This is a genomic window from Pseudomonas tritici (assembly GCF_014268275.3).
Classification (GTDB): Bacteria; Pseudomonadota; Gammaproteobacteria; order Pseudomonadales; family Pseudomonadaceae; genus Aquipseudomonas; species Aquipseudomonas tritici.
The window spans coordinates 5,758,326-5,784,909 of record NZ_CP077084.1 but is presented as its reverse complement, the minus strand read 5'-3'; the positions used below and the strand labels follow the sequence as shown (position 1 = coordinate 5,784,909).

The 26,584-nt window shown below is 57.9% G+C and carries 35 protein-coding genes; 28 read left to right on the top strand and 7 right to left on the bottom strand.

The window, feature by feature from the left end; all coding sequences use genetic code 11:
- Nucleotides 1-2: 2 nt before the first annotated feature.
- The 22 genes from rplP to bfr all read left to right on the top strand — a co-directional run bounded on the left by rplP (nucleotide 3) and on the right by bfr (nucleotide 11,880).
- Nucleotides 3-416, top strand: coding sequence for a 50S ribosomal protein L16 (rplP, locus tag HU722_RS26570; protein ID WP_003232424.1), 414 nt, complete (start codon nucleotides 3-5; stop codon nucleotides 414-416).
- Nucleotides 416-607, top strand: a complete 192-nt coding sequence (rpmC, locus tag HU722_RS26565; RefSeq protein WP_002555481.1) for a 50S ribosomal protein L29 — start codon at nucleotides 416-418, stop codon at nucleotides 605-607. Before rplP ends, rpmC begins: the two co-directional genes overlap by 1 nt.
- A gap of 2 nt (nucleotides 608-609) precedes the next feature.
- Nucleotides 610-876: a 30S ribosomal protein S17 gene (gene rpsQ / locus HU722_RS26560; protein WP_003176419.1), complete on the top strand. Its 267-nt coding sequence runs from the start codon at nucleotides 610-612 to the stop codon at nucleotides 874-876.
- 23 nt (nucleotides 877-899) lie between these two features.
- Nucleotides 900-1,268: a 50S ribosomal protein L14 gene (rplN, locus tag HU722_RS26555; protein WP_002555479.1), complete on the top strand. Its 369-nt coding sequence runs from the start codon at nucleotides 900-902 to the stop codon at nucleotides 1,266-1,268.
- Nucleotides 1,269-1,279: 11 nt separating this feature from the next.
- Nucleotides 1,280-1,594, top strand: coding sequence for a 50S ribosomal protein L24 (rplX, locus tag HU722_RS26550; RefSeq protein WP_003176416.1), 315 nt, complete (start codon nucleotides 1,280-1,282; stop codon nucleotides 1,592-1,594).
- Nucleotides 1,595-1,614: 20 nt separating this feature from the next.
- The gene (gene rplE / locus HU722_RS26545; RefSeq protein WP_003176415.1) at nucleotides 1,615-2,154 is read left to right on the top strand and encodes a 50S ribosomal protein L5; all 540 of its coding nucleotides are present in this window, start codon (nucleotides 1,615-1,617) and stop codon (nucleotides 2,152-2,154) included.
- Between the two features lie 13 nt (nucleotides 2,155-2,167).
- Nucleotides 2,168-2,473, top strand: a complete 306-nt coding sequence (rpsN, locus tag HU722_RS26540) for a 30S ribosomal protein S14 (protein ID WP_003176414.1) — start codon at nucleotides 2,168-2,170, stop codon at nucleotides 2,471-2,473.
- A 208-nt stretch (nucleotides 2,474-2,681) separates the two neighbouring features.
- Nucleotides 2,682-3,074 carry a 30S ribosomal protein S8 gene (rpsH, locus tag HU722_RS26535; protein WP_010566853.1) on the top strand — a complete coding sequence of 131 codons (393 nt, stop codon included), beginning with the start codon at nucleotides 2,682-2,684 and terminating at the stop codon, nucleotides 3,072-3,074.
- Nucleotides 3,075-3,086: 12 nt separating this feature from the next.
- Entirely contained in the window at nucleotides 3,087-3,620 is a 534-nt protein-coding gene (gene rplF, locus HU722_RS26530) for a 50S ribosomal protein L6 (RefSeq protein WP_003176412.1), read from the top strand.
- A 10-nt stretch (nucleotides 3,621-3,630) separates the two neighbouring features.
- Nucleotides 3,631-3,981, top strand: coding sequence for a 50S ribosomal protein L18 (rplR, locus tag HU722_RS26525; protein ID WP_003176410.1), 351 nt, complete (start codon nucleotides 3,631-3,633; stop codon nucleotides 3,979-3,981).
- 3 nt (nucleotides 3,982-3,984) lie between these two features.
- On the top strand, nucleotides 3,985-4,485 hold the full coding sequence (gene rpsE, locus HU722_RS26520; RefSeq protein ID WP_003176409.1) for a 30S ribosomal protein S5: 501 nt from the start codon (nucleotides 3,985-3,987) through the stop codon (nucleotides 4,483-4,485).
- Between the two features lie 2 nt (nucleotides 4,486-4,487).
- Nucleotides 4,488-4,664, top strand: a complete 177-nt coding sequence (rpmD, locus tag HU722_RS26515) for a 50S ribosomal protein L30 (RefSeq protein ID WP_003176408.1) — start codon at nucleotides 4,488-4,490, stop codon at nucleotides 4,662-4,664.
- Nucleotides 4,665-4,667: 3 nt separating this feature from the next.
- Nucleotides 4,668-5,105, top strand: a complete 438-nt coding sequence (gene rplO, locus HU722_RS26510) for a 50S ribosomal protein L15 (protein WP_003176407.1) — start codon at nucleotides 4,668-4,670, stop codon at nucleotides 5,103-5,105.
- Nucleotides 5,106-6,434 (top strand): preprotein translocase subunit SecY, encoded by a 1,329-nt coding sequence (gene secY, locus HU722_RS26505; RefSeq protein ID WP_003176406.1) that lies wholly within the window; start codon nucleotides 5,106-5,108, stop codon nucleotides 6,432-6,434. It abuts the gene before it with no gap.
- Between the two features lie 28 nt (nucleotides 6,435-6,462).
- Nucleotides 6,463-6,579, top strand: coding sequence for a 50S ribosomal protein L36 (gene rpmJ / locus HU722_RS26500; protein WP_002555468.1), 117 nt, complete (start codon nucleotides 6,463-6,465; stop codon nucleotides 6,577-6,579).
- Nucleotides 6,580-6,708: 129 nt separating this feature from the next.
- On the top strand, nucleotides 6,709-7,065 hold the full coding sequence (gene rpsM / locus HU722_RS26495) for a 30S ribosomal protein S13 (RefSeq protein WP_003210063.1): 357 nt from the start codon (nucleotides 6,709-6,711) through the stop codon (nucleotides 7,063-7,065).
- Nucleotides 7,066-7,095: 30 nt separating this feature from the next.
- On the top strand, nucleotides 7,096-7,485 hold the full coding sequence (gene rpsK / locus HU722_RS26490) for a 30S ribosomal protein S11 (protein WP_002555466.1): 390 nt from the start codon (nucleotides 7,096-7,098) through the stop codon (nucleotides 7,483-7,485).
- Between the two features lie 18 nt (nucleotides 7,486-7,503).
- On the top strand, nucleotides 7,504-8,124 hold the full coding sequence (gene rpsD, locus HU722_RS26485) for a 30S ribosomal protein S4 (protein WP_003210056.1): 621 nt from the start codon (nucleotides 7,504-7,506) through the stop codon (nucleotides 8,122-8,124).
- Nucleotides 8,125-8,146: 22 nt separating this feature from the next.
- Nucleotides 8,147-9,148, top strand: coding sequence for a DNA-directed RNA polymerase subunit alpha (locus HU722_RS26480; RefSeq protein ID WP_003176403.1), 1,002 nt, complete (start codon nucleotides 8,147-8,149; stop codon nucleotides 9,146-9,148).
- A 41-nt stretch (nucleotides 9,149-9,189) separates the two neighbouring features.
- A complete protein-coding gene (gene rplQ / locus HU722_RS26475) occupies nucleotides 9,190-9,576 on the top strand; it encodes a 50S ribosomal protein L17 (protein ID WP_017135967.1) in 387 nt (128 codons plus the stop codon).
- Nucleotides 9,577-9,811: 235 nt separating this feature from the next.
- Entirely contained in the window at nucleotides 9,812-11,260 is a 1,449-nt protein-coding gene (locus HU722_RS26470) for a catalase (protein ID WP_065872586.1), read from the top strand.
- Between the two features lie 155 nt (nucleotides 11,261-11,415).
- Nucleotides 11,416-11,880: a bacterioferritin gene (gene bfr, locus HU722_RS26465; protein WP_015886133.1), complete on the top strand. Its 465-nt coding sequence runs from the start codon at nucleotides 11,416-11,418 to the stop codon at nucleotides 11,878-11,880.
- Nucleotides 11,881-11,946: 66 nt separating this feature from the next.
- Here bfr and uvrA read toward each other — a convergent pair whose 3' ends face one another.
- Nucleotides 11,947-14,781 (bottom strand): excinuclease ABC subunit UvrA, encoded by a 2,835-nt coding sequence (gene uvrA, locus HU722_RS26460; protein ID WP_049711298.1) that lies wholly within the window; start codon nucleotides 14,779-14,781, stop codon nucleotides 11,947-11,949.
- Nucleotides 14,782-14,959: 178 nt separating this feature from the next.
- On the opposite strand from uvrA, the gene HU722_RS26455 reads away from it, so the two are divergent.
- On the top strand, nucleotides 14,960-16,354 hold the full coding sequence (locus HU722_RS26455; RefSeq protein WP_049711299.1) for an MFS transporter: 1,395 nt from the start codon (nucleotides 14,960-14,962) through the stop codon (nucleotides 16,352-16,354).
- 9 nt (nucleotides 16,355-16,363) lie between these two features.
- Nucleotides 16,364-16,891, top strand: a complete 528-nt coding sequence (locus HU722_RS26450) for a single-stranded DNA-binding protein (protein WP_010467282.1) — start codon at nucleotides 16,364-16,366, stop codon at nucleotides 16,889-16,891.
- Between the two features lie 148 nt (nucleotides 16,892-17,039).
- Here HU722_RS26450 and HU722_RS26445 read toward each other — a convergent pair whose 3' ends face one another.
- Complete coding sequence (locus tag HU722_RS26445) at nucleotides 17,040-17,948, bottom strand: LysR family transcriptional regulator (RefSeq protein ID WP_065879556.1); 909 nt, start codon at nucleotides 17,946-17,948, stop codon at nucleotides 17,040-17,042.
- 100 nt (nucleotides 17,949-18,048) lie between these two features.
- Between HU722_RS26445 and tam the strand changes: the two genes are divergently transcribed.
- Entirely contained in the window at nucleotides 18,049-18,810 is a 762-nt protein-coding gene (gene tam, locus HU722_RS26440) for a trans-aconitate 2-methyltransferase (protein WP_065872592.1), read from the top strand.
- Between the two features lie 21 nt (nucleotides 18,811-18,831).
- Here the strand turns inward: tam and HU722_RS26435 are convergent, their stop codons facing one another.
- On the bottom strand, nucleotides 18,832-19,395 hold the full coding sequence (locus HU722_RS26435) for a cysteine hydrolase family protein (RefSeq protein WP_065879555.1): 564 nt from the start codon (nucleotides 19,393-19,395) through the stop codon (nucleotides 18,832-18,834).
- Nucleotides 19,396-19,491: 96 nt separating this feature from the next.
- Here HU722_RS26435 and HU722_RS26430 point away from each other — a divergent pair, with 96 nt between their 5' ends.
- The 3 genes from HU722_RS26430 (at nucleotide 19,492) to HU722_RS26420 (ending at nucleotide 22,477) form a co-directional block, all read left to right on the top strand.
- Nucleotides 19,492-20,451 (top strand): GlxA family transcriptional regulator, encoded by a 960-nt coding sequence (locus HU722_RS26430; protein ID WP_065872583.1) that lies wholly within the window; start codon nucleotides 19,492-19,494, stop codon nucleotides 20,449-20,451.
- A 171-nt stretch (nucleotides 20,452-20,622) separates the two neighbouring features.
- On the top strand, nucleotides 20,623-21,732 hold the full coding sequence (locus tag HU722_RS26425; protein ID WP_065891199.1) for a DUF3182 family protein: 1,110 nt from the start codon (nucleotides 20,623-20,625) through the stop codon (nucleotides 21,730-21,732).
- Nucleotides 21,722-22,477: an alpha/beta hydrolase family protein gene (locus HU722_RS26420; protein ID WP_065891198.1), complete on the top strand. Its 756-nt coding sequence runs from the start codon at nucleotides 21,722-21,724 to the stop codon at nucleotides 22,475-22,477. Before HU722_RS26425 ends, HU722_RS26420 begins: the two co-directional genes overlap by 11 nt.
- 127 nt (nucleotides 22,478-22,604) lie before the next feature.
- On the opposite strand, the gene HU722_RS26415 is transcribed toward HU722_RS26420, so the two are convergent.
- Genes HU722_RS26415 through HU722_RS26400 form a run of 4 tightly spaced genes read right to left on the bottom strand, consistent with a single transcriptional unit; the run spans nucleotide 22,605 to nucleotide 26,509 of the window.
- Entirely contained in the window at nucleotides 22,605-23,561 is a 957-nt protein-coding gene (locus HU722_RS26415) for a lysylphosphatidylglycerol synthase domain-containing protein (protein ID WP_065872580.1), read from the bottom strand.
- Nucleotides 23,551-24,813: a cardiolipin synthase ClsB gene (gene clsB / locus HU722_RS26410; RefSeq protein ID WP_065891197.1), complete on the bottom strand. Its 1,263-nt coding sequence runs from the start codon at nucleotides 24,811-24,813 to the stop codon at nucleotides 23,551-23,553. The genes HU722_RS26415 and clsB overlap by 11 nt, the downstream gene beginning before the upstream one ends.
- Nucleotides 24,810-25,586: an endonuclease/exonuclease/phosphatase family protein gene (locus tag HU722_RS26405; protein WP_065872578.1), complete on the bottom strand. Its 777-nt coding sequence runs from the start codon at nucleotides 25,584-25,586 to the stop codon at nucleotides 24,810-24,812. Before HU722_RS26405 ends, clsB begins: the two co-directional genes overlap by 4 nt.
- Nucleotides 25,583-26,509 carry a DUF72 domain-containing protein gene (locus HU722_RS26400; protein WP_065872577.1) on the bottom strand — a complete coding sequence of 309 codons (927 nt, stop codon included), beginning with the start codon at nucleotides 26,507-26,509 and terminating at the stop codon, nucleotides 25,583-25,585. The genes HU722_RS26405 and HU722_RS26400 overlap by 4 nt, the downstream gene beginning before the upstream one ends.
- Between the last annotated feature and the right edge of the window lie 75 nt (nucleotides 26,510-26,584).

Here is a 26,584-nt window from a genome sequence, read left to right as displayed (position 1 = left end):
AAATGTTGCAACCTAAGCGTACGAAGTTCCGCAAGCAGATGACAGGCCACAACCGTGGTCTGGCTCAGCGCGGTAGCAAAGTCAGCTTCGGCGAGTTCGCGCTGAAGTCTGTAGCTCGTGGTCGTCTCACCGCTCGTCAGATCGAGTCAGCGCGTCGTGCTCTGACCCGTCACGTTAAACGTGGCGGCAAGATCTGGATCCGTGTATTCCCGGACAAGCCTATCTCCAAAAAGCCCCTCGAAGTTCGTATGGGTAAAGGTAAGGGTAACGTGGAGTACTGGGTTGCCCAGATTCAGCCAGGCAAAGTCCTGTATGAAATCGAGGGTGTTACTGAAGAGCTGGCGCGTGAGGCTTTTGCCCTGGCTGCTGCAAAGCTGCCGCTCGCCACCGCCTTTGTTAAACGGACGGTGATGTGATGAAAGCGAATGAACTTCGTGAAAAATCCGCACAGCAGCTGAACGAGCAATTGCTCGGCTTGCTGCGCGACCAGTTCAATCTGCGTATGCAGAAAGCAACTGGCCAGTTGGGGCAGTCTCATCTGCTCTCGCAAGTTAAGCGTGACATCGCTCGCGTGAAGACTGTGCTCAACCAGCAGGCAGGTAAGTGATCATGGCTGAAGCCGAAAAGACTGTCCGTACGCTGACTGGCCGTGTTGTCAGCGACAAGATGGACAAAACCATCACCGTACTGATCGAGCGTCGCGTTAAGCACCCGATCTACGGTAAATATGTTAAGCGTTCGACTAAGCTGCACGCGCACGACGAAACCAACCAGTGCCACATCGGCGACAAAGTCACTATTCGTGAAACTCGTCCGCTGGCCAAGACCAAGTCTTGGGCATTGGTTGATGTTCTCGAACGCGCTGTGGAAGTCTAAGGACTAGGGGTCGGAGAAATTATATGATTCAGACTCAATCCATGCTCGATGTGGCCGATAACAGCGGCGCTCGCCGTGTTATGTGCATCAAGGTGCTGGGTGGCTCCCATCGTCGTTACGCTGGTATCGGTGACATCATCAAAGTTACCGTGAAGGAAGCAATTCCTCGCGGTAAGGTGAAGAAAGGCCAAGTGATGACTGCTGTTGTAGTCCGCACTCGTCACGGCGTACGTCGTGCTGATGGCTCCATTATCCGCTTTGATGGCAACGCTGCTGTTCTTCTGAACAACAAGCAAGAGCCGATCGGCACCCGTATCTTTGGGCCAGTGACCCGTGAACTTCGTACTGAGAAGTTCATGAAGATCGTCTCGCTCGCCCCAGAAGTGCTGTAAGGAGATCCGACATGCAAAAGATTCGTCGTGACGACGAGATCATCGTGATCGCCGGCAAAGACAAAGGTAAGCGCGGTAAGGTGCTTAAGGTTCTCGCTAATAACCGTCTGGTTATCGGTGGTCTGAACCTGGTTAAGCGTCATACCAAGCCTAACCCGATGTCGGGCGTACAAGGCGGTATCGTCGAAAAAGAAGCTCCACTGGACGCTTCTAACGTCGCCATTTTCAACGGCGAAACCAACAAGGCTGACCGCGTTGGTTTCAAAGTAGAAGATGGCAAGAAAATTCGTGTCTTCAAGTCGACCCAAAAAGCGGTTGATGCTTGAACACTGCTAGGTAGAAGACCATGGCACGACTAAAAGAGATTTACTGGAAAGAAATCGCACCGAAACTTAAGGAAGAACTTAAGCTTTCGAACGTGATGGAAGTTCCACGCGTTACCAAAATTACCCTGAACATGGGTCTGGGCGAAGCGGTCGGCGACAAAAAAGTCATCGAACACGCCGTTGCTGACCTAGAAAAGATCACCGGTCAAAAAGTCGTTGTGACTTACGCTCGGAAATCCATCGCTGGCTTTAAAGTCCGTGAAGGTTGGCCGATCGGCGTCAAAGTGACTCTGCGCCGTGAGCGTATGTACGAATTCCTGGATCGTCTGCTGTCGATCTCCCTGCCTCGGGTTCGCGACTTCCGCGGCCTGAATGCCAAGTCCTTCGATGGTCGTGGTAACTACAGCATGGGCGTGAAAGAGCAGATCATCTTCCCGGAAATCGACTACGACAAGATCGATGCTCTCCGCGGTCTGGACATCACCCTGACCACCACTGCCAAGAACGATGATGAAGGTCGCGCCCTGTTGCGTGCTTTCAAATTCCCGTTCCGCAACTGATTGGAGTAGGACCATGGCCAAGATGAGCATGAAAAACCGCGAGCTGAAGCGTCAGCTCACGGTTGCCAAGTACGCCAAGAAGCGTGCAGCACTGAAAGCAATCATCGTTGATCTGAACGCAAGTCCAGAAGCGCGTTGGGAAGCTACAGTTGCTCTGCAGAAGCAGCCACGTGACGCAAGCGCTTCGCGCATGCGTAACCGCTGCCGCCTGACCGGTCGTCCACACGGCGTTTACCGCAAGTTCGGCCTCGGCCGTAACAAACTGCGTGAAGCGGCAATGCGTGGTGACGTACCAGGTCTGGTTAAAGCCAGCTGGTAAGTACTTTCAGCGTCCAGGTGGTCGGTATCGCAAGATACTGACCGCCGGTGACCTTGAATCTGGAACAAGCCCCTTTTGGGGCTTGTTTCATTTCTGGAGTGTGTTTAAAATACGCGGCTCGCCTGAGCCCGTGTTTTTTATGCTCGGAGATTCTCGGCGACATATGTAGCCGCAAGGCTAATTTTTTTGTATTAGGAGCGTCTAGCCCATGAGTATGCAGGACCCGTTAGCGGACATGCTAACTCGTATCCGTAATGCCCAGATGGCTGAAAAGTCCGTCGTAAGCATGCCATCTTCCAAGTTGAAGGTAGCTGTTGCCAAAGTCCTGAAAGACGAAGGCTACATTGCGGGTTATCAGATCAGCAGCGAAACCAAGCCACTGCTGTCCATCGAGCTGAAGTACTTCGAAGGCCGTTCGGTCATCGAGGAAGTGAAGCGCGTTAGCCGTCCAGGCCTGCGTCAGTACAAGTCCGCCGAAGATCTGCCGAAAGTTCGTGGCGGTCTGGGTGTGTCTATCGTCTCCACCAACAAAGGTGTGATGACGGATCGTGCTGCGCGCGCTGCCGGTGTCGGCGGCGAAGTTCTTTGCACTGTGTTCTAAGGGGGGATAAGCATGTCACGCGTCGCTAAGAACCCCGTTAAGCTGCCAGCCGGTGTCGAAGTAAAATTCGCAGGCCAACAGCTTTCGGTGAAGGGTGCCAAGGGTACTCTTGAACTGAACATCCATTCGTCCGTTGAGATCGTTGAAGAAGCTGGTGAGCTGCGTTTCGCTGCTCGCAATGGCGATCAACAAACTCGCGCAATGGCCGGTACCACGCGTGCGTTGGTAAACAACATGGTCCAAGGCGTAAGCCAAGGCTTCGAGCGTAAGCTCCAGCTGGTCGGTGTTGGTTACAAAGCGCAAGCAAAAGGCACGGTTTTGAACCTGGCCCTTGGCTTCTCGCACCCAGTGGATTACGAACTGCCGGAAGGCATCACCGCTGAGACCCCTAGCCAAACCGATATCCTGATCAAGGGCATCGATAAGCAGCTGGTAGGTCAGGTGGCCGCTGAGATCCGCGACTTCCGTCCACCAGAGCCGTACAAAGGCAAAGGTGTGCGCTACGCGGACGAAGTCGTCCGTCGTAAAGAAGCCAAGAAGAAGTAGGGCATAGCAAATGACCGACAAAAAAGTTACTCGACTGCGTCGCGCTCGCAAAGCACGCCTGAAAATGCACGAACTCGAAGTCGTGCGTCTCTGCGTGTATCGCTCGTCGCAGCACATCTACGCCCAGGTCATCTCGGCCGACGGCAACCAGGTCCTGGCAAGCGCCTCGACTTTGGATAAAGAACTGCGTGATGGTGCCACTGGCAACATCGACGCGGCCACTAAGGTTGGCCAGCTGGTCGCTACGCGTGCTAAGGCCGCTGGCGTCTCGCAAGTGGCTTTCGACCGCTCTGGCTTCAAGTACCACGGTCGCGTGAAAGCGCTGGCTGATGCTGCTCGTGAAGCTGGGCTGGAGTTCTAAGTTATGTCAAATAACGACCAAAAGCGCGACGAAGGCTACATTGAGAAGCTGGTTCAAGTTAACCGCGTAGCCAAAACCGTTAAAGGCGGCCGTATCTTCACTTTCACCGCGTTGACCGTGGTTGGTGATGGTAAAGGGCGTGTTGGCTTCGGCCGTGGCAAGTCACGTGAAGTGCCTGCCGCGATCCAGAAGGCAATGGAAGCTGCTCGTCGCAACATGATCCAAGTTGATCTGAACGGCACCACTCTGCAGTACGCAATGAAGTCCGCTCATGGCGCTTCGAAGGTGTACATGCAGCCTGCCTCTGAAGGTACCGGTATCATCGCTGGCGGCGCTATGCGTGCTGTCCTCGAAGTTGCTGGCGTTCAGAACGTTCTGGCCAAGTGCTACGGCTCGACTAACCCGGTAAACGTGGTTCACGCCACTTTCAAAGGTTTGAAAGCTATGCAATCTCCTGAGTCCATCGCTGCGAAGCGTGGTCTGACTGTCAAGGAGATCTTCTGATCATGGCTACCGTTAAAGTAACGCTGATCAAAAGCATGACCGGCCGCATCCCTAACCACAAACTGTGCGTTAAAGGTTTGGGTCTGCGTCGCATCGGTCACACTGTAGAAGTCCAGGATACTCCCGAGAATCGCGGGATGATCAACAAGGCTTACTACATGCTGCGTGTAGAGGGTTAATCGATGAAACTCAATGATCTGAGTCCAGCGCCGGGTTCCCGTCGCGAAAAGCATCGTCCGGGCCGTGGTATCGGTAGCGGTTTGGGTAAGACTGGTGGCCGTGGCCACAAAGGTCAAACCTCCCGCTCCGGTGGCACCATCGCTCCAGGCTTTGAAGGCGGTCAACAGCCGCTGCATCGTCGCCTGCCTAAGTTCGGTTTCGTATCCCTGAAAGCCATGGACCGCGCAGAAGTGCGTTTGTCCGAGCTGGCCAAAGTGGAAGGCGACATCGTTACTGTGCAGACCCTGAAAGATGCCAACGTGATCAACGTCAACGTACAGCGTGTGAAAATCATGCTGTCCGGTGAAGTGACTCGCGCTGTCACTATCGGCAAGGGAATCGGCGCCACCAAAGGTGCGCGTTCGGCTATCGAAGCAGCTGGCGGCAAGTTCGAGGAATAAATGGCTAAGCAAGGTGCTCTCTCAGCGCTCGGCAAAGGCGGTATGTCTGAACTCTGGGCTCGTCTGCGTTTTCTGTTCCTGGCGATTATCGTCTACCGAATAGGCGCACACATCCCGGTTCCAGGTATCAACCCGGACCGACTCGCAGACCTGTTTCGACAGAATGAGGGGACCATTCTTAGCTTGTTCAACATGTTTTCCGGCGGCGCGCTGGAACGGATGAGCATCTTTGCACTGGGGATCATGCCGTATATTTCGGCATCGATCATCATGCAACTGATGACCGCCGTCAGCCCGCAGCTGGAGCAGTTGAAGAAGGAAGGTGAAGCTGGCCGTCGCAAGATTAGCCAGTACACCCGCTACGGCACTGTCATCCTCGCCTTGGTTCAAGCTATCGGCATGTCCGTTGGCCTGGCCGGGCAGGGTGTTGCGTTCACTGGTGACTTTGGCTTCCATTTCGTCGCGGTATCCACGTTTGTGGCTGGTGCGATGTTCATGATGTGGCTGGGTGAGCAGATTACTGAGCGTGGTGTTGGTAACGGTATCTCGATGTTGATTTTCGCAGGTATCGTCGCCGGTCTTCCGAGAGCAATTGGGCAGTCTTTCGAGTCTGCACGTCAGGGTGATATCAACATTTTCGCTTTGGTTGCCATCGGTTTGCTGGCAGTAGCGATTATCGGTTTTGTGGTGTTCATTGAGCGTGGCCAGCGTCGCATTGCTGTTCACTACGCCAAGCGTCAGCAGGGCCGTAAGGTTTTTGCTGCGCAGACCAGCCACTTGCCGCTGAAAGTGAATATGGCCGGTGTTATTCCGGCAATTTTCGCGAGCAGCATTTTGCTGTTTCCGGCTTCGTTGGGTACCTGGTTTGGTCAGTCTGAAAATATGGGCTGGCTGCAGGACCTCTCTCAGTCGATCGCTCCTGGTCAGCCGTTGAATATTCTGCTGTTTAGTGCAGGGATTATTTTCTTCTGCTTCTTCTATACGGCGTTGATGTTCAATCCGAAAGACGTAGCGGAAAACCTGAAGAAGTCCGGTGCCTTTATTCCGGGCATCCGTCCAGGTGAGCAGTCTGCACGCTACATTGATGGCGTTCTGACCCGTTTGACCCTGTTCGGTGCTCTATATATGACGGCCGTGTGCTTGCTTCCCCAGTTCCTGGTGGTTGCAGCAAACGTTCCGTTCTACCTTGGCGGGACCTCGTTGCTGATCGTGGTCGTGGTTGTGATGGACTTCATGTCCCAAGTACAATCGCACCTCGTTTCGCACCAGTACGAATCCCTGATGAAGAAAGCCAACCTGAAGGGCTACGGCAGCGGCATGTTGCGCTGAGTACCCCATAAGGTTCGAGGAGTTGGTGATGAAAGTTCGTGCATCGGTGAAAAAGCTGTGCCGTAACTGCAAGATTATTCGCCGCGAAGGTGTTGTTCGAGTAATTTGCAGCGCGGAACCGCGTCACAAACAGCGCCAAGGCTGAGTGTGATCCGCTTGAAGCCCGGCAGCTAGTGCGCTGCCGGGTTGATTATTTGTTATTACAGCGATATTATCTCGCGCCCTATTTCTTGGCTTCCGGGGCGTAGGTAGCTGTCAATTGGAGTCCCACTGAATGGCCCGTATTGCAGGCGTTAACATTCCAGATAACAAGCACACTGTTATCTCGCTGACCTACATCTATGGTGTTGGTCGCACTACTGCGCAGAAAATTTGCGCAGACACTGGGGTAAACCCAGCCGCAAAGATCAAAGATCTGAGCGACGAGCAGATTGAGCTGTTGCGTGGCGAAGTGGCGAAGTTCACCACTGAAGGTGACCTGCGTCGCGAAATCAACATGAAAATCAAGCGTTTGATGGACCTCGGTTGCTACCGTGGTCTGCGTCATCGTCGTGGTCTTCCAGTACGCGGTCAGCGTACCAAGACTAACGCGCGTACCCGTAAAGGTCCGCGTAAGCCGATCCGCAAGTAATCGCCCACGCGAATCGACAGGAAAATTATCATGGCTAAACCTGCTGCTCGTCCTCGTAAAAAAGTTAAAAAGACAGTGGTTGATGGCATTGCCCACATCCATGCTTCTTTTAACAACACAATCGTGACCATCACCGACCGTCAAGGTAACGCGCTTTCTTGGGCTACCTCCGGTGGTTCGGGTTTCCGCGGTTCCCGCAAGTCCACCCCGTTCGCTGCTCAAGTAGCTGCTGAGCGTGCTGGTCAAGCTGCGCTGGAATACGGCCTGAAAAACCTTGACGTTAACGTCAAAGGTCCAGGTCCAGGTCGTGAGTCTGCTGTCCGTGCTTTGAACGGCTGTGGCTATAAGATCGCCAGCATCACCGACGTGACGCCAATCCCGCACAACGGGTGCCGTCCGCCGAAGAAGCGCCGCGTGTAATCCAGGAGATTGTAAAGAATGGCTCGTTACATTGGTCCAAAATGCAAACTCGCTCGTCGTGAAGGCACCGATCTCTTCTTGAAGAGCGGCGTGCGCGCGATCGAATCGAAGTGCAACATTGAAGCAGCACCTGGTATCCACGGCCAACGCCGCGGTCGCCAGTCCGATTACGGCACCCAACTGCGTGAAAAGCAGAAGGTCCGTCGTATCTACGGCGTTCTCGAGCGTCAATTCAGCGGCTACTACAAAGAAGCTGCTGGCAAGAAAGGTGCAACCGGTGAAAACCTGCTGCAACTGCTCGAATGCCGTCTGGACAACGTTGTATACCGTATGGGCTTTGGTTCGACTCGCGCCGAATCCCGCCAGCTGGTATCGCACAAATCCGTCAGCGTAAACGGCCAAACCGTTAACGTCCCGTCCTACCAGGTTCGTGCTGGTGACGTGGTCGCGATTCGCGAGAAAGCAAAAAACCAACTTCGCATTGTCCAAGCTCTCGATCTGTGTGCCCAACGTGGCCGCGTAGAATGGGTAGAAGTAGACACTGAGAAGAAGTCGGGCGTTTTCAAGAACGTTCCTGCTCGCAGTGATCTGTCCGCCGACATCAACGAAAGCCTGATTGTCGAGCTCTACTCCAAGTAAGGGCTAGAAAATAGGTGCATCCATGCAGATTTCGGTAAATGAGTTCCTGACACCCCGCCACATTGATGTGCAGGTTGTCAGTCCAACCCGCGCCAAGATCACGCTCGAGCCTCTCGAGCGTGGTTTTGGCCACACCCTGGGCAACGCGCTGCGCCGCATCCTGTTGTCCTCAATGCCCGGCTGTGCAGTAGTCGAGGCCGAGATTGACGGTGTGCTCCACGAGTACAGCGCCATCGAAGGTGTACAGGAAGACGTAATTGAAATCCTGTTGAACCTTAAAGGTCTGGCTATCAAGCTGCACGGCCGTGACGAAGTTACGCTGACCTTGTCGAAGAAGGGTTCGGGGGTGGTTACCGCTGCCGATATTCAGCTGGATCATGATGTCGAGATCGTTAATCCCGATCACGTAATCGCTAACCTGGCGTCTAACGGCGCCCTGAACATGAAGCTCACTGTAGCTCGTGGTCGTGGTTATGAACCGGCCGACTCGCGTCAGAGCGATGAAGATGAAAGCCGCAGCATTGGTCGCTTGCAGCTTGACTCTTCGTTCAGCCCGGTTCGCCGTATCGCATACGTGGTGGAAAACGCCCGTGTCGAGCAGCGTACTAACCTGGACAAGCTGGTTATTGATCTGGAAACCAATGGTACTCTGGATCCTGAAGAGGCTATCCGCCGCGCTGCAACCATTCTGCAACAGCAGTTGGCTGCGTTCGTCGACCTCAAAGGTGACAGCGAACCAGTGGTAATCGAGCAGGAAGACGAGATCGATCCGATCCTGCTTCGCCCGGTTGACGATCTGGAACTGACTGTACGTTCGGCTAACTGCCTTAAGGCGGAAAACATTTACTACATCGGTGACCTGATTCAGCGCACCGAAGTAGAACTGTTGAAGACTCCGAACCTGGGCAAGAAATCCTTGACTGAAATCAAGGACGTTCTGGCCTCCCGCGGTCTGTCCCTCGGCATGCGCCTCGACAACTGGCCGCCTGCAAGTCTTAAGAAGGACGACAAGGCGACTGCCTGATCGTCGTAATCACCGAACGTGAGTTTGGTAAGGAATGAACCATGCGTCATCGTAAAAGTGGTCGTCACCTGAGCCGTACCAGCTCGCACCGCAAGGCCATGTTTCAAAACATGGCGGTGTCGCTGTTCGAGCACGAGCTGATCAAAACTACACTGCCAAAAGCTAAAGAACTGCGTCGCGTTGCTGAGCCGCTGATCACTTTGGCTAAGACAGACAGCCTGGCTAACCGCCGTTTGGTTTTCGACCGTACTCGTTCGAAAGCTATCGTTGGTAAGCTCTTCAACGACCTGGGCAAGCGTTACGCTACCCGTGAGGGTGGCTACCTGCGCATCCTCAAGTGCGGCTTCCGTACTGGCGACAACGCGCCAATGGCGTACGTCGAGTTGGTTGATCGTGCTACTGCCGGCGAAGCTGTAAGCGCCGAGTAAGACGACAAGCTGTAACGAAGAACCGGGCCTAGTGCCCGGTTTTTTGTGCGCGTAATAAAAGCGTGATTTGTACAAGCGTCCACGGGTTGTGCTTGGCAATATGCCTCTGGGGAGGTTGGTAGTTATTTTCTATCGATGCCGACAATTTAATGAATTTGTAGGCGTCATATCGATGATCAATACTCCCTCCAAGCCGACTAGCCGGCAGTTCCAAGTCCGACCTGAGGAAGATTGCATGAGCCAGAATAAAATCCTTACCACCGCCAGCGGCGCGCCCGTTGCGGACAATCAGAATTCCCGTTCCGCCGGTCCACGTGGCCCATTGCTGCTCGACGATTTCCACCTGATCGAGAAGCTCGCGCACTTCAACCGTGAAAACATTCCGGAGCGTCGCGTACACGCCAAGGGTTCGGGTGCCTTTGGCACTTTCACCGTCACCCAAGACATCACGCAATACACCAGCGCCAAGCTGTTTGAATCCGTCGGCAAGCAAACCCCAACCTTTTTGCGGTTCTCCACCGTAGGCGGAGAGCGTGGTTCGGCTGATACCGAGCGCGATCCACGTGGCTTCGCCTTGAAGTTCTACACCGAAGAAGGCAACTGGGACATCGTGGGTAACAACACCCCAGTGTTTTTCATTCGCGATCCTTTAAAGTTTCCGGACTTCATCCACACCCAGAAGCGCCTGCCGCAAAGCAATCTCAAAAGCGCTCAGATGATGTGGGACTTCTGGTCGCACTCTCCGGAGGCACTGCACCAGGTCACCATTCTGTTTTCGGACCGTGGCATCCCTGATGGCTATCGCCACATGCACGGCTTCGGCAGTCACACCTACAGCCTGATTAACGCCAATGGCGAGCGCCACTGGGTGAAGTGGCACTACAAGACTAAGCAAGGCATCAAGAACTTGGCGCCGGCTGAGGCCGCGCGCCTGGCCGGTACCGATCCGGATTACGCCCAGCGCGATCTGTTCGGCGCGATTGAGCGCGGTGATTTCCCGAAATGGCGGGTCTGCATCCAGATCATGACCGAGGCCCAGGCTAATGCTCACTACGAGAACCCCTTTGACGTGACCAAGACCTGGTCGCAGAAGGAGTTCCCGTTAATCGAAGTTGGCGAGCTCGAACTCAACCGCAATCCGCAGAACTACTTCGCTGAAGTGGAGCAGGCTGCGTTCGGCCCGAGCAACATGGTGCCGGGTGTAGGCCTGTCGCCAGACCGTATGCTGCAAGGTCGTGTGTTCGCATACGCAGATGCTCACCGTTACCGCGTCGGCACCAATCACCAGCAACTGCCGGTGAATGCCCCACGTAACCAGGTGAACAGCTACCAGCGTGATGGTTCGATGGCATTTGGCAGCAACGGTGGCGCGGGGCCCAACTACGAGCCGAACAGCTACGCAGATGCGCCGAAGCAAGCACCACAATACGCGGAGCCTGCGTTGGCATTGAGCGGTGCTGCTGACCGTTATGATCACCGGGAAGACACCGATTACTACAGCCACGCAGGTGCACTGTTCCGCCTGATGAACGATGAGCAGAAAGCGTTGCTCACCAACAACATCGCCGGTGCAATGGGTGGCGTTTCCAGTGATGTGGTTCAGCGCCAGCTGCAGCATTTCTACAAAGCAGATCCTGCTTATGGAGAAGCAATCGCAAAGGCACTGGGTGTATCGCTTAACTAACTCTAAACGATAAGCAGAACCGCCCTCATTTGGGCGGTTTTTGCGTTATTTCAGCTACTTTTCTCGGGAAATCTTCACTTTTCTGCCGTTGGTCCCGTGACCTCCGGGTCATCATGGTTCAAACTACAGACTTTCAAGCAGGGAGATGTAGGGCGATGCAAGGTCACCCCGACGTAATCGATTACCTCAACACGTTGCTGACGGGCGAACTGGCTGCTCGTGACCAATATTTCATCCACTCGCGCATGTACGAAGACTGGGGTTTTACCGAGCTCTACGAGCGTATCAACCACGAGATGGAAGAAGAGGCACAGCACGCCGACGCACTGATGCGCCGTATCCTAATGCTCGAAGGCACGCCACGTATGCGTCCCGATGATCTGGATGTGGGCACTACGGTACCTGACATGCTCGCTGCCGACCTGCGCCTCGAGTACAAGGTCCGTGCCGCGCTCTGCAAAGGCATCGAGCTCTGCGAGCAGCACAACGACTATGTCACCCGGGAAATCCTGCGGGTGCAGTTGAATGACACCGAAGAAGATCATACCTACTGGCTTGAAAAGCAGTTGGGCTTGATCAAGCTGGTCGGCTTGGAGAATTACCTGCAATCGCAGTTCTGATTCCCGGCTACAAAAAAGCCCCTGTCACCGCAAAGTGACAGGGGCTTTTCATTGGGCCCGAAAAACTCAGGCCCGGTCGCGCGCCAACAACGGCTTCAAGTAATAGCCGGTGTGTGACTGCGGCATTTCGGAGACCTGCTCCGGTGTGCCCACCGCGATGATCTGGCCACCCTTGGAACCACCTTCAGGCCCCAGGTCCACCAACCAGTCGGCGGTCTTGATCACATCCAGGTTGTGCTCGATCACCACCACGGTGTTGCCGTGGTCGCGCAGGCGGTGCAACACGTCCAACAGTTGCTGGATATCCGCAAAGTGCAGGCCGGTGGTCGGCTCATCGAGGATGTACAGGGTCTTGCCCGTGTCGCGCTTGGACAGCTCGCGGGACAGCTTCACCCGTTGCGCCTCACCACCGGACAGCGTAGTCGCCGATTGCCCCAGTTTGATATACGACAGGCCCACATCCATCAATGTCTGCAGCTTGCGCGCCAACGCCGGAACCGCGTCAAAGAATACCCGCGCTTCCTCGATGGTCATCTCCAGGGTTTCGTGGATGCTTTTGCCCTTGTATTTGATCTCCAGGGTCTCGCGGTTATAGCGCTTGCTCTTGCACACATCGCACGGCACGTAGATGTCCGGGAGGAAGTGCATCTCCACCTTGATCAAACCATCGCCCTGGCACGCTTCACAGCGACCGCCCTTGACGTTGAACGAGAACCGGCCCGGCCCGTAACCCCGCGAGCGGGACTCCGGGACGCCGGCAAACAGCTCACGAATGGGTGTGAACAACCCTGTGTAGGTCGCCGGGTTGGAGCGCGGCGTGCGGCCAATAGGGCTCTGGTCGATATCGACGACTTTGTCCAGCAGCTCCAGACCCTTGATGCTGTCGTGAGCAGCCGCTTCCAGCGTAGTCGCGCCGTTCAAGGCGGTGGCACTCAAGGGGAACAGCGTGTTGTTGATCAGTGTCGACTTGCCCGAGCCGGAAACACCGGTCACGCAGGTCAACAGGCCCAGCGGAATTTCCAGGTCGACATTGCGCAAGTTATTGCCACGCGCGCCCTTGAGGTGCAGCGCCTGCTTCTTGTTGCGCGGTGTGCGTTTAGCCGGCACGGCAATTTTCACACGGCCAGACAAGTACTTGCCGGTCAGCGAGTCCGGATGGGCCATGACCTCGGCAGGCGTACCTTCGGCAACAATATGCCCGCCATGCACACCCGCGCCCGGGCCGATATCAACCACATAGTCGGCCAGGCGAATCGCATCTTCATCGTGCTCGACCACGATCACCGTGTTGCCGATATCCCGAAGGTGTTTCAGCGTGCCCAGCAGACGATCGTTGTCGCGTTGGTGCAAGCCAATCGACGGCTCATCGAGGATGTACAGTACACCCACGAGGCCGGCACCAATCTGGCTGGCCAAGCGAATCCGCTGGGCTTCACCGCCAGACAACGTGTCGGCACTTCGGTCCAGAGACAGGTAGTCCAGGCCAACGTTGACCAGGAACTGCAACCGCTCGCGAATTTCCTTGAGAATCTTGTCGGCGATTTCCCCACGGCGCCCCGTCAACTTGAGCACACCAAAGTACTCGCAGGCATCACCGATTGGCAGGTTGGTCACCGCAGGCAACGTCTTCTCGCCCACCCACACATGCCGCGCCTCTCGACGCAGGCGTGTGCCACGGCAATCCGGGCAAGGCTGGGTGCTGAGGAATTTAGCCAGTTCTTCACGCACGCTCGCCGATTCGGTTTCGCGGTAGCGACGCTCGAGATTCGGCACAATGCCTTCGAACGGGTGGGAGCGCTTGACGATATCGCCCCGGTCATTCAGGTACTTGAAGTCGACGTTCTGCGAGCCGCTGCCGTGCAGGATGACTTTCTGCTGTTCGGCCGGCAGTTCGTTGAAAGGTACTTCGAGGCTGAACTTATAGTGCGACGCCAGCGACCCCAGCATCTGGAAGTAGTAGACGTTACGCCTGTCCCAGCCACGTATCGCGCCCTCCGCCAGCGTCAAGTCACCATTGACCAGACGCTTGATGTCGAAGAACTGCTTCACGCCCAGGCCATCACAGGTCGGGCAGGCGCCGGCCGGGTTGTTGAAGGAGAACAGCTTGGGTTCCAGCTCACTGATTGCGTGCCCGCAGATCGGGCAAGCAAAGCGCGCGGAGAAGATGATCTCTTCGCCCGGCTCGTCATCCATCGGAGCCACCAGGGCAATGCCGTCGGCCAGCTTCAACGCGGTTTCGAAGGATTCCGCAAGGCGCTGTTGAAGGTCTGCCCGCACTTTGAAACGGTCGACGACCACATCAATCGAGTGCTTCTTCTGCTTGTCGAGCTTCGGCGCTTCGTCCAGCTCGTAGAGCTTGCCGTTGATTCGCGCCCGCACAAAACCTTGCGCCCGCAGTTCTTCGAAGACGGAAAGGTGTTCACCCTTGCGCTCACGAATCACCGGTGCCAGCAGCATCAGCTTGGCGCCTTCCGGCTGGGCGAGCACCAGGTCGACCATCTGGCTGACGGTCTGGGCTTCCAGGGGAATATCGTGGTCCGGGCAACGCGGAATACCCACGCGCGCATACAGCAGGCGCAGGTAGTCGTAGATTTCGGTAATGGTGCCCACGGTGGAGCGCGGGTTATGGGAAGTCGATTTTTGCTCGATGGAAATTGCCGGCGACAGGCCTTCAATGGTGTCGACGTCGGGCTTTTCCATCATCGACAGGAACTGGCGGGCATAGGCCGACAGCGATTCCACGTAGCGACGCTGGCCTTCGGCATACAGCGTGTCAAACGCCAGCGACGATTTGCCGGACCCGGACAAGCCGGTGATGACAATCAGTTTGTCCCGTGGCAGGGTCAGGTCGATGTTCTTCAGGTTGTGGGTTCTAGCCCCACGAATCAGGATCTTGTCCAAGATGGCCTCGCACGGCGGGCGTAAATAATGCCGGAGTATACGGCTAAAGACTGGATGAATATACACTGTCAAAAGGCCGCTTGCAGCCTTAGATGAAAGCTGCGCGGCAAAGCGCCGCATATACCCTCTCAATCGATGGGACTGGTAGAATCGCCGCCGGTTCACACGAGGTTTTTCCATGCACGATCCCCACAGCGAACGCATGAGTAGCGGCGAGACCCGAGCAGCAAGCGGTCTGGCCCTGGTGTTCGCCTTCCGTATGCTGGGCATGTTTATGGTGTTGCCGGTACTGGCGACCTATGGAATGGATCTGGCAGGCGCGACCCCCGCATTGATCGGCCTGGCGATTGGCGCCTATGGCCTGACGCAGGCGATTTTTCAGATTCCGTTCGGGATCATTTCCGACCGCATCGGCCGTCGCCCGGTGATTTACCTGGGGCTGATCGTCTTTGCGCTCGGCAGCGTGCTCGCGGCGCAAGCGGATTCGATATGGGGCGTGATCGCCGGGCGCATCCTGCAAGGTGCCGGTGCGATTTCCGCCGCGGTCATGGCGCTGCTGTCAGACCTGACCCGTGAGCAACACCGCACCAAGGCCATGGCCATGATCGGCATGACCATCGGCCTGTCGTTTGCCGTGGCCATGGTGGTCGGCCCCTTGCTGACGCGCGCGTTCGGCCTGCACGGGCTGTTCCTGGCCACCGGCGGCATGGCGCTGTTCGGTATCGTGATCGTAGCCTTTATGGTGCCGCGCTCCACCGGCACGTTGCAGCACCGCGAGTCGGGCGTCGCGCGCAAGGCTTTATTGCCGACACTCAAGCATCCGGACCTGCTGCGCCTGGATTTAGGTATCTTCGTATTACACGCCATGCTCATGTGCAGCTTCGTCGCCTTGCCCCTGGCGCTGGTGGAAAAAGCCGGGTTGCCCAAGGAACAGCACTGGTGGGTCTACCTCACCGCGCTGTTGATTTCGTTCTTCGCCATGATCCCGTTCATCATTTATGGCGAGAAGAAACGCAAAATGAAACGAGTTCTCTTGGGCGCCGTCGCGACGTTGATGCTCACTGAGCTATTCTTCTGGCAGTTCGGCGACAGCCTGCGGGCGCTGGTAATCGGCACGGTGGTATTTTTCACCGCGTTCAACCTGCTGGAGGCTTCGTTGCCTTCGCTGATCAGTAAGGTTTCACCGGCCGGCGGCAAAGGGACGGCCATGGGGGTGTATTCCACCAGCCAGTTCCTGGGTTCTGCACTGGGCGGCATCATGGGTGGCTGGATGTTCCAGCATGGCGGTTTGTCGGTTGTCTTCCTGGGATGCGCCGGGCTGGCTGCACTTTGGCTAGCCTTTGCTGTTACCATGCGCGAACCTCCCTACGTCACAAGTCTGCGTTTGCCGCTATCGCCCGAGGCGATCCGTGAAAGCGGTCTGGTAGAGCGCCTGAAGGCCGTCGTAGGGGTAACCGATGCAGTCGTGATTGCTGAAGAAGCAGCCATTTACATCAAATTGGACACCGAATTATTGGATCGCGCGACGCTCGAGCAACTGGTCAACCCAGTGCCGACAGCGCGCCCAGCTTAGGAGAACGTTATGGCCCGTGGGGTTAACAAAGTCATATTGGTCGGTACATGCGGCCAGGATCCCGAGGTTCGCTACTTGCCTAACGGTAACGCCGTGACCAACCTGAGTCTGGCGACCAGCGAACAGTGGACCGACAAGCAGACTGGCCAGAAGGTCGAAAAAACCGAATGGCACCGTGTGTCGATGTTCGGCAAGGTTGCAGAGATTGCTGGTGAGTACCTGCGCAAAGGTTCGCAGGTGTACATCGAAGGCAAGCTGCAAACCCGTGAGTGGGAAAAAGACGGCATCAAGCGTTACACCACTGAAATCGTGGTCGACATGCAAGGCACCATGCAACTGCTGGGCGGCCGTCCACAGCAGGGCGACCAGCAAGGCGGGGGCAATAACTACCAGCAGTCCGCTCCGGCCCCACGCCAGCAGGCTCCGCGTCCGCAGCAGTCGGCACCGCAACAGTCGCGCCAGGCGCCGCCTCCACAACAGGCTGCTCCGCAACCGGCCCCGGATTTCGACAGCTTTGATGACGATATCCCGTTCTAGGACTTACCTGAGACTTTATTGTAAAGTTTAGGCCTGAAGCCCCCGCACTGCGGGGGCTTTGCATTTCTACGTGAGGACTTCATCCTCAATGACGATCCCTGTATGAGCACGTTGACACGGATGAAATAACGCAGCGCTTAACCGGTGATCAGGCGTCCGCCTCGGCCGCTGTCACCACCATCTCTTTGAACCGGCGTAACACTGTGGATCCGTCATCAATCCGCGTTGCCAAATGCAGTGGCGCCACCAGGCTCTGACACTCCGTCAGTTCCCGATACACGATGCCGTCTCCGCGTAACCGTTGCATCGACGCCGGCACGATGGACACCCCAAGTCCCGCCGCTACCAGGCTGAGTGTCGCGGTCATGCGCGGGGCTTCCTGGACCACCTGAGGGCTGAACCCCGCTTCACGGCACGCCACCAGAATCGCGTCATACAGGCCCAACCCCACGCGGCGGCGATAGAGCACGAAGGACTCGCTCGCCAATGCCTTCAAGGGCAGGGGAGAGCCCGCATTGAGTGCCAGCGGATGATCAGTGGGCAGCGCCAGCAACATCGGCTCCACCAGGATCGGGTCGTCCTGCAGCGATTGAGTCCCGCTGAGGGGGGAGCGGATAAACGCCGCGTCCAGTTTTTCATGCGCCAACGCGTCCAGCAGTTCGCCGGTGCCAGCTTCTTCCAACACCACCGTGACGCCGACATAGGTTTCGCGAAACAACCGCAACACACTCGGCACAAAGGGATGCAGTGCAGCCGAGCTAGTGAACCCGATCGCCAGCCGTCCGCGCTCACCCCGTGCGGCAAGGCGCACTACGTCCGCAATGCCTTCAGCCTGCGCGAGTAGTTCACGGGCCTCGTCGAGTAAAGCGAGCCCGGCGGTAGTGGGTCGCACGCCTCGGGGCAAACGCTCCATCAGCACCACGCCCAACTCGGCTTCGAGGCTTTGCAGCATCCGTGTCAACGGCGGCTGCTGCATGCCCAGGCGTTCGGCAGCGCGGGTGATATAACCTTCTTCGGCGATGGCTACGAAGGCCTTGAGTTGGCGAAGCTCCAGCATAGGAATACTTTTCAGGTATGGGAGAGTGCCAATCCTGGCATTTGTTCTCATGGCTCACAAGATTTAGGCTGTGGCCAACCTCAAACAGAAGGAAGCCGTGATGACCTGGTCTGCCAAGCAATACACGATGTTTGAACAGCAACGCACCCGTCCCGTCCGCGACCTGGTCGCGGCCATTCCGAATACCGAGGTGCGTACGGCTGTCGACCTGGGCTGCGGTCCCGGCAATTCCACCGAGGTGCTGGCCGAGCGCTTCCCGCATGCGCACGTTACCGGCATGGACAGCTCCGACGACATGCTGGTCGATGCACGCCAACGGCTACCGGCGCTGAACTTCGAACTGGCGGACATCGGCGCCTGGAACCCCGCACAGACTTTCGATGTGATCCTGGCCAACGCGTCGCTGCAATGGCTGCCTGACCACGCCACGCTTTACCCGCACTTGGTCCACCAACTGACACCCGCTGGCACGCTGGCGGTGCAAACGCCGGACAACCTCGATGAGCCTGCCCACCGACTTGCCCGTGAAGTTGCCGCTGATGGCCCGTGGTCTGCCAGGATCGGCGCGGTCAAACACAATGAACGCCACACCGCGAGCTACTACTACGAGCTGCTGAGCAAACATTGCAGCACCGTCGATGTGTGGCGCACCACCTATCAGCACCCGCTGGCGGATTACGCTACGGTGGTGGAGTGGTTCAAGGCCTCGGCCCTAAGACCCTTCCTGGCGCCGTTGACCGATAGCGAGAAGGCTGCCTTCCTGCAGGAGTACCAGGCGCGGATTGCCCAGGCTTACCCAGCCCTGGCCGATGGCACCGTGCTGCTGCCTTTTCCGCGCCTGTTCATTATCGCTACCCGCTAACGTCGCCAAGACCCGTGGCGGTTATGCCGCCGCCGCTTGCGCCTTGAAATATTCATCTGCCGACACCACGCCCGCATAGCCGAATGCCAGCGACGCCATATACGCCCCATGCACCTGCGCAGCCGGGATCACCTGGCCATTGAACTCCAGGTCCCGGGTCGCACACGCGTCATGAATGACCGTGACCTTGTAGCCCAGGTCCGCCGCCGCCCGGACCACCGCATCGATGCACATATGGCTCATGCTGCCGACCACCACCAGTTCGGTGATGCTGCGTTGTTCCAGCAGTGCGCGCAGGTTGGTCTCGCGAAACGAATTCACAAAATGTTTAAGCACCACCGGCTCATTGCCTTCATTCATCACTTTGGGATGCAGATGCGCACCCTCGGAGCCCGGTGTGAAGAACGGCGCGTCCTCAGACGTGAACTCATGACGCACATGAATCACCGCATCGCCCGCCTGGCGAAACGCCTGCAACACATGCACGGCCTTGTCCGCTGCGGCTTCGACGCCGTCGAGTGGCCACTTGCCTTGAGGGAAGTAGTCGTTCTGGATATCGATTAGGATGAGCGCTTGCTTGGCCATGTGTGTTGCCTCGTGATGGGTTGATGGGCCCAGTATCTTAGCTGGCGCCTGCACTTGGGATTGGCTGCACCGACAATAAAAGGGGGAAAACTGACAATGGTCGTGGTTGAGCTGGGCGTGTTGATCTACCAGGGGGCGCAGATGGCGGCCGTGCACGGCCTGACTGACCTGTTCGGCGTCGCCAACCGCATCGCCGCCGAGCACCAGTGCGCACAGTTGCCGCTCTTGCGGATCAGCCATTGGCAGGTGGAGGCTACCGGTGAAACGGTGCGCGTATTCGATAGCCATCCCGGCCCTGATCAACCCATGATGGCCGTACTGGTGCCCCCGTCGATTGGTGAGTTCACCGAAGAACAAGCGCCGCCTGCGCTACTGGAATGGCTTCGCCGGCAACACGCCGCAGGTACCGTATTGGGCGGCGTCTGCATGGGTTCGATCATGCTGGCGCGCAGCGGATTGCTCGATGGGCGCAGCGCCACCACTCATTGGTCTTCCGCCAAATCCTTCGCCGCGCGTTACCCGGCCGTGCGCCTTGAAGCGGATAAACCCATCGTTGATGACGGCGACCTTATTACCACCGCTGGCTTGATGGCCTGGTCCGAACTCGGCCTGCGCCTGGTCGATCGCCTGATGGGCCCTAGCATTGCGGCGGATACCGCGCGTTTCCTGGTGATCGAGCACAGTGACAGCGCCAGCCAATGCGGCAGCAACTTTGCGCCGATTCTCGGCCACGGCGACGCCGCCATCCTCAAGGTTCAGCACTGGTTGCAGGCCACCGGTGCGGTGGATGTTTCCCTCACGGCGATGGCACTGGAGGCAGGCTTGGAGGAGCGCACATTCCTACGGCGCTTTCGCAACGCCACCGGGTTGAAACCCACCGAATACTGTCAGCATCTGCGCGTGGGCAAGGCTCGGCAAATGCTCGAGTTTACCAACGGCACCATTGATCACATCGCGTGGACCGTGGGCTATCAGGACCCCAGCGCCTTCCGCGCCATCTTCAAGAAGATCACCGGCCTGGCGCCCAGCGATTACCGCAAACGGTTTGGCGTCTGAATCGTGCAGAACGCCGCGACGCCGACGCGCTGTCGTGCAAAATGGAGCAGGCCAACTGCCACCGGTTTTTCGGCAACTGCTTGATTTCACAACCATCCGCCTCGAAAGCGCGTTGGCCTGATCCCTGCAACCTCTCTTGCACACACATGGCGGGAAGGCCAAGGGGGACGCATGACCCCGACTCAACGCAAGAAGCTGGTGGTCGCTCACTCCACACGTGAAAGCGCCCCTCTGCATGAGATCGAAACCAACCGCGCCCTGGCGCGCTGGCTGGCACAGATTCTCGGGCTAAAATTCGGTGGCAGCTACGACCCGGCTCTACATGCGGGACGATCACTTTACCTGCTGCCCACGCAAACCCTGGTCGGTGCAGCCCAGGCGCGTGCGCTCCATATCAAGGGGGCGGAGGATGTGTGGGGCGGTTACGTCGACCACGACTTCATCTGCACCAAAGCCATCAGCCATGGTCTGCTCGGGCCTGAAGCCAAAGCGCCCGAAGGTTGGTCAGCGCTATTCTGCGAACGTGTGCGAAACGTCGTGCTGGATGGTTTGAGCGTCTTCGCGCTGGAAGACGCCCGGCCCGCAGCCACGCGCCTGCTCTACAGCGGACCCATTCGCCTGAAACCGGTGCACGCCTGCGCCGGCCGAGGTCAGGAAGTTATCCACAGTCTCGATGAGTTCGAAGCCGTGCTGGCTCGACCTGAGGCCGCGAAGCTCTTCAGCGATGGTGTGGTGTTGGAGCAAGACCTGCAGGACGTAATCACCCACAGCGTCGGCCAAAGCTTCATCGGCGATCACGTGCTCAGCTACTGCGGCGAGCAATACCTGACGAAAGACGGGCAGGGCGAAGACGTCTACGGCGGCTCCGACCTATTGGCGGTGCCGGGTGGCTACGAAGCTCTGTTGCAACTCGAACTGCCCGACGACGTACGCGAAGCCATCGAACAAGCGCAGGTGTTCGACGCGGCCGCCGATGAAGCCTATCCCGGCTTCTACGCATCGCGGCGCAACTACGACATCGCCCAGGGCTTGGACAGCGACGGCCAACGCCGCAGCGGCGTGCTCGAACAATCCTGGCGCATGGGCGGAGCCAGCAGCGCGGAAGTCGCAGCGTTGCAAAGTTTTATCAACAACCCCGGCCTGCGTGCGATCCGTGTGTCCTCTGTGGAAACCTACGCGGACCAACCCTTGCCGGCTGATGCCATTGAGGTGTATCGCGGGCCGGCGGAAAACAGCGAGTTTCTTCTTAAGTACGTGACGGTTAAATCTTATGACGGCTAGAAGCGAAAGCATTGCGATCGACATCGATGACGAACAGATGAGCGGCACCTTCCTGAGTCCCAAATCCAAAGTACCCGGCGTGTTATTTGTGCACGGCTGGGGCGGTAGCCAGGAGCGTGATCTTGAACGCGCCAAAGGCATCGCCGGCTTGGGCTGCGTGTGCCTCACCTTCGACCTGCGCGGCCATGCCGGCACTGGGATTCCGCTGTCTCGCGTCACCCGCGAAGACAACCTGCGCGACCTGCTGGCGGCCTATGATCGATTGCTGTCCCACCCGGCCATCGACACCTCGGCGGTGGCGGTGGTGGGCACCAGTTACGGCGGCTACCTCGCGGCCATTCTCACCTCACTGCGCCCGGTGCGCTGGCTGGCGCTGCGCGTGCCGGCGCTGTACCGCGACCAGGAATGGCTCAAACCCAAGCGTGATCTGGATAAGGCCGACCTGATGGATTACCGCAGCACGCTGGTCCACGCCGAAACCAATCGCGCCTTGCACGCGTGTTCTGCGTTTACCGGTGATGTGCTGATCGTTGAGTCGGAAACCGATGCCCACGTGCCCCACGCCACCATCATGAGTTACCGCGCGGCGTGCCAGCAGACCCATTCCCTGACCCATCGCATCATCGATGGCGCCGATCACTCCCTCAGCGACCCGGTGTCCCAGCAGGCGTACACCTCGATCCTGGTGGACTGGATTACCGAAATGGTGGTGGGTGAGCGGTTGAGCATTATCCAGTCTCAATAATTGGATGCTCTTTAGACCGCCTTCGCGAGCAAGCCCGCTCCCACATTCGACAGCATTCCAAAGGATGTACACGATTAAATGTGGGAGCGGGCTTGCTCGCGAAGGCGGTCGACCAGTCACCACCGTCTTAAGCCGGTGTTTTCTTCACCCGCAACGCCTTGGCCTTGGCCTCTACGCCAAGGTACATCACCAGCGCAATCAGCAGCGGCAAGATGAAGTAGATCGCCCGATACGCGATCAACCCGGCGAGCAAACTGCCCCGCGACGCTTCATGCTGCAACAACGCAATGAACACCGCCTCCAGCACGCCCAGCCCTGCCGGAATATGGGTGAGCACCCCGGCAATCGCGCTGATCAGCAACACCCCTAACACCAGCGGATAATCCAGTTTGGCTGGCAGCAGGGTGAAGATCACCGCGGCCATGAGCGACCAGTTCAACGCGCCCAACATCAGCTGCAGGCACGCCATGCGTAGCGACGGCAGGTTGATTTCCATGCCGCGAATCGTCCACGCACGCTTTTTCGAAAACTGGCAGGCCACCAGATAACCCAGGCTGGCCAGTACCAACAACGCGCCAATGCCTTGCAACGCCGTGGTGCTGACCTTCCAGCCCGGTGGCATCGTGACCAGGCCGCTGCTGAAAACCACCCCGGCGATCGCCATGTAGCCAAACCAATTGGTGGCCAGGCTCAGACCGAGGATCTTGGCGATATTGCCTGTGCTCACTCCCAGCCGCGAATACAGCCGATAACGCATGGCGATGCCGCCGACCCAGGCGCTCAAATTGAGGTTGAAGGCGTAGCTGATGATGCCCACCGGCAAGATCTGCTTCCACACCAGATTCTGGCGAATGTAGGTGCGGCCAATCAGATCGAAGCTGGCGTAGACCAGGAAACTGCACAGCGTCAGTGCGCCTGCAATCAACAACGTGCGCACCTTGAAGTCGCCCAGGGTCTGCACCACTTCGCTCCAATCGATGCGCCGCGCGAGCAGGGTGAACAGCACGATCAGCAGCAAGAAGAAGGCGATGGTCAGCGGCTTCTTCCAGCGCTTGAACCGCGAGCCTTTGGTTTCAGACGTCATGGCGCTGAGCCTCAAAAGGTTTCAAGCGCGGCTTGTGCGCGGGCAACCAGCCGGTGAGCGCAGGAAAGTGGCGCATCACATGGAACACCAGGAAACCCACGGTCAAACGCCAGAGCCACAGGCGCGGCTTGCGGTTTTCCGGCATGGTCTGGCAGTGGTTTTTGGCCAGGGCTTCCAGTCGTTCATACAGCTGTTGATTGAACGCACGGTCGCGAATCAACACGTTGGCTTCCAGGTTCAGCGACAAGCTCAATGGGTCCAGATTGCTCGACCCCACCGTGCTCCATTCGTCATCCACCAGTGCGACTTTGCCGTGCAGTGGGCGCTGGCAATACTCGTGGATCACCACGCCGTCCTTGAGCAAATAGTCGTACAGCATGCGCGCCGCCAGCTTGGCCAGCAGTACATCGGGCTGGCCCTGCATGATCAATTGCACGTGCACGCCACGGCGCGCGGCATTGCGGATTTCCCGCAGCAGGCGGTAACCGGGGAAGAAGTAGGCGTTGGCGATCACCGCGCGTGTCTGGGTTTTGCTCAAGGCGTGGATATACGCTTCTTCGATGTCATCGCGATGCTGCGCGTTGTCGCGGTAAATCAGGCGCACCTGGCCGTCGCCTTTATCGGTCGACCAGATCTCCGGCCGCTGCTGGCGTCGTCGCCAACCGCGCCGCGTGCGTACTTGGCGGCCGCTTTGGGCCAAGGCGAAATGATGCAAGTCCGCTACCGCCGGGCCGATCACCTTCACCGCGTAATCTTGCTTGGCCTCGGGACCGTAATCGCCCAGGTGGTCGGCGGAGAAATTGATTCCGCCGATGAACGCCACCTCCGCGTCCACTACGACGATCTTGCGGTGCAGGCGGCGAAACCAATTGGTGCGAATGCCCAGGGTCTTTGGCGCGGGGTCGAACATCTGCACCGCAACGCCGGCCTCGGCCAGCTCGCCGAGAAACGACGGGTTCAGTTCGCCGCAGCCAAAGCCATCCAGGCTGACCACCACGTTGACCCCACGGCGCGCCGCCTCGATCAGGATGCCATGCAGCTCATTACCCACTTTGTCCTCGAAGAGAATGAAGGTCTCCAGCAGGATCTCGCGCCGGGCTTCACGCAGTGCGGTGAACACCTCAGGGAAGTACGCTTCGCCGTTCTCCAGCAATTGGACTTGGTTGCCACTCTGCCAGCCGTAATCCAGGTCACGTGCCTTGGTTTGGTCCGGCGGCTGGTCGGTGGAAATATGTTCTACAGCGACGTTCATAGCTCGATCTCCACCGACAGGGGGACATGGTCTGATAGATGGGACCAGGGCCGTGTCGTCAGTACTCGGGGGTTATGCACCTTCAAATTGCGTACATAAATCCGGTCCAGCGGCAGCAAAGGCAAGCGCGCCGGGAAGGTGCGCGCGGGTTTGCCCTGGGTTTCGATGAATACTTCCTTCAGGCCGCTCTGGCTCAGGTCGGCCTTTTGGCGCCAATCGTTGAAATCACCGGCAACCACCAGCGGCGCGTCGGCAGGAATTTCGCTGATGCGCTGTTCGATCAAGCGCAATTGCTGCTGGCGGTGCACTTCGCGCAGCCCCAAGTGAATGCAGATCGCATGCACCTCTTGGCCGGTGCCCGGCAGGCGCATCACGCAATGCAAAAGGCCACGGTTTTCATGGCCGCTTTGGGAAATGTCGAGGTTGTCGTAGCGCACGATCTGGAATTTCGACAGCAGCGCATTGCCATGGTCGCCGTGTGGGTAGACCGCATTGCGCCCGTAAGCGAACTGCGGCCAGATGCTGTCAGCGAGGAACTCGTACTGCGGCATGTTTGGCCAGTCGCTGAAGCGCTGGGGGTGGCGCTCATGGGTGCCGTGAATTTCTTGCAGGAACACCATGTCGGCGCCCACGCTGCGCACCGCTTCACGCAGCTCAGGCAGGATGAAGCGTCGATTCAAGGCAGTGAAACCCTTGTGGATATTGACCGTCAGCACCGTGAAGCGCGTGATGGCGACGTTGGGCGTCACGGGAATCAATTCCGGATGAGTCATGGCAGCACCCCCGATTCTGGTAGTTTGCCGGGCTCAGTGGTCAATGCTTTATCCAGCTCGAAGCGTTGTAGCAATTGGCGCGCATCGAAGGGCGCGCGCACCTTGATGTCGTTGTCGAAGAAGCAGAACACGTCGCGCTGCTTGCGCGCGCGCGGCTTGCGTTTCGGGTCGATCAGATGGGCGTCTGAGGGTTGTTTGCCGTGACGCCAGCATTCGATCCGGTCGCCCCAGCGCTCAAGCGCTGCGTCGGTGTAGCCGCTGGCGTAGAGCTTTTTATCGCCGTGCAGCCGCAGGTAGAGGAAGTCAGCGGTCACGTCTTCCAGATACGGCCACTTGCCGGCGGTGTCGGCGACCACCAACGCCACGCCGTATTTGTCGAGCATCTGCACAAATTCCGGAACGGCAAAGCTCTTATGGCGAATCTCGACCGCGTGGCGCAGCGGTTTTTTGCCATGGGCGTTCATGCTGGCTTTGCCATTGACCCGCGATTCATGCTGGCGGGCGAGGGCGGCGGCTTGTCGGGTATCGGTGGGCAACTGCGCGAGAAAAGCCTCAAACAGCGGTGGGTCGAATGTGAAACTGGGTGGGAATTGCCAAAGAAACGGCCCCAGCTTCTCCTTGAGCTCCAGCACGCCGGAGGCAAAAAAGTTGGCCATGGGCTTGTGCACATCGTGTAACCGCAGGATATGCGTGATGTAGCGCGGTGCCTTGACGCTGAACACGAACTGCTCCGGCGTATCGGCGTACCACTCGGCATAGCGCTGCGGCGTTTGCAGCGCGTAGAACGAACCATTGATCTCGATGCTGTTGACCGCCCGTGACGCAAACTGCAACTCACGTTTCTGGGTCAGGCCCTCGGGGTAGAAATCCCCCCGCCAAGGCGTGTAGCGCCAGCCGGAAATGCCGATATGAATCGCGGACATGGTTGCTCCCGTGGTTAATGGGTCGAATGACCTCCATGGAGGGATGACTGTGGGATTTGCGAGAAAGTTTCCAGC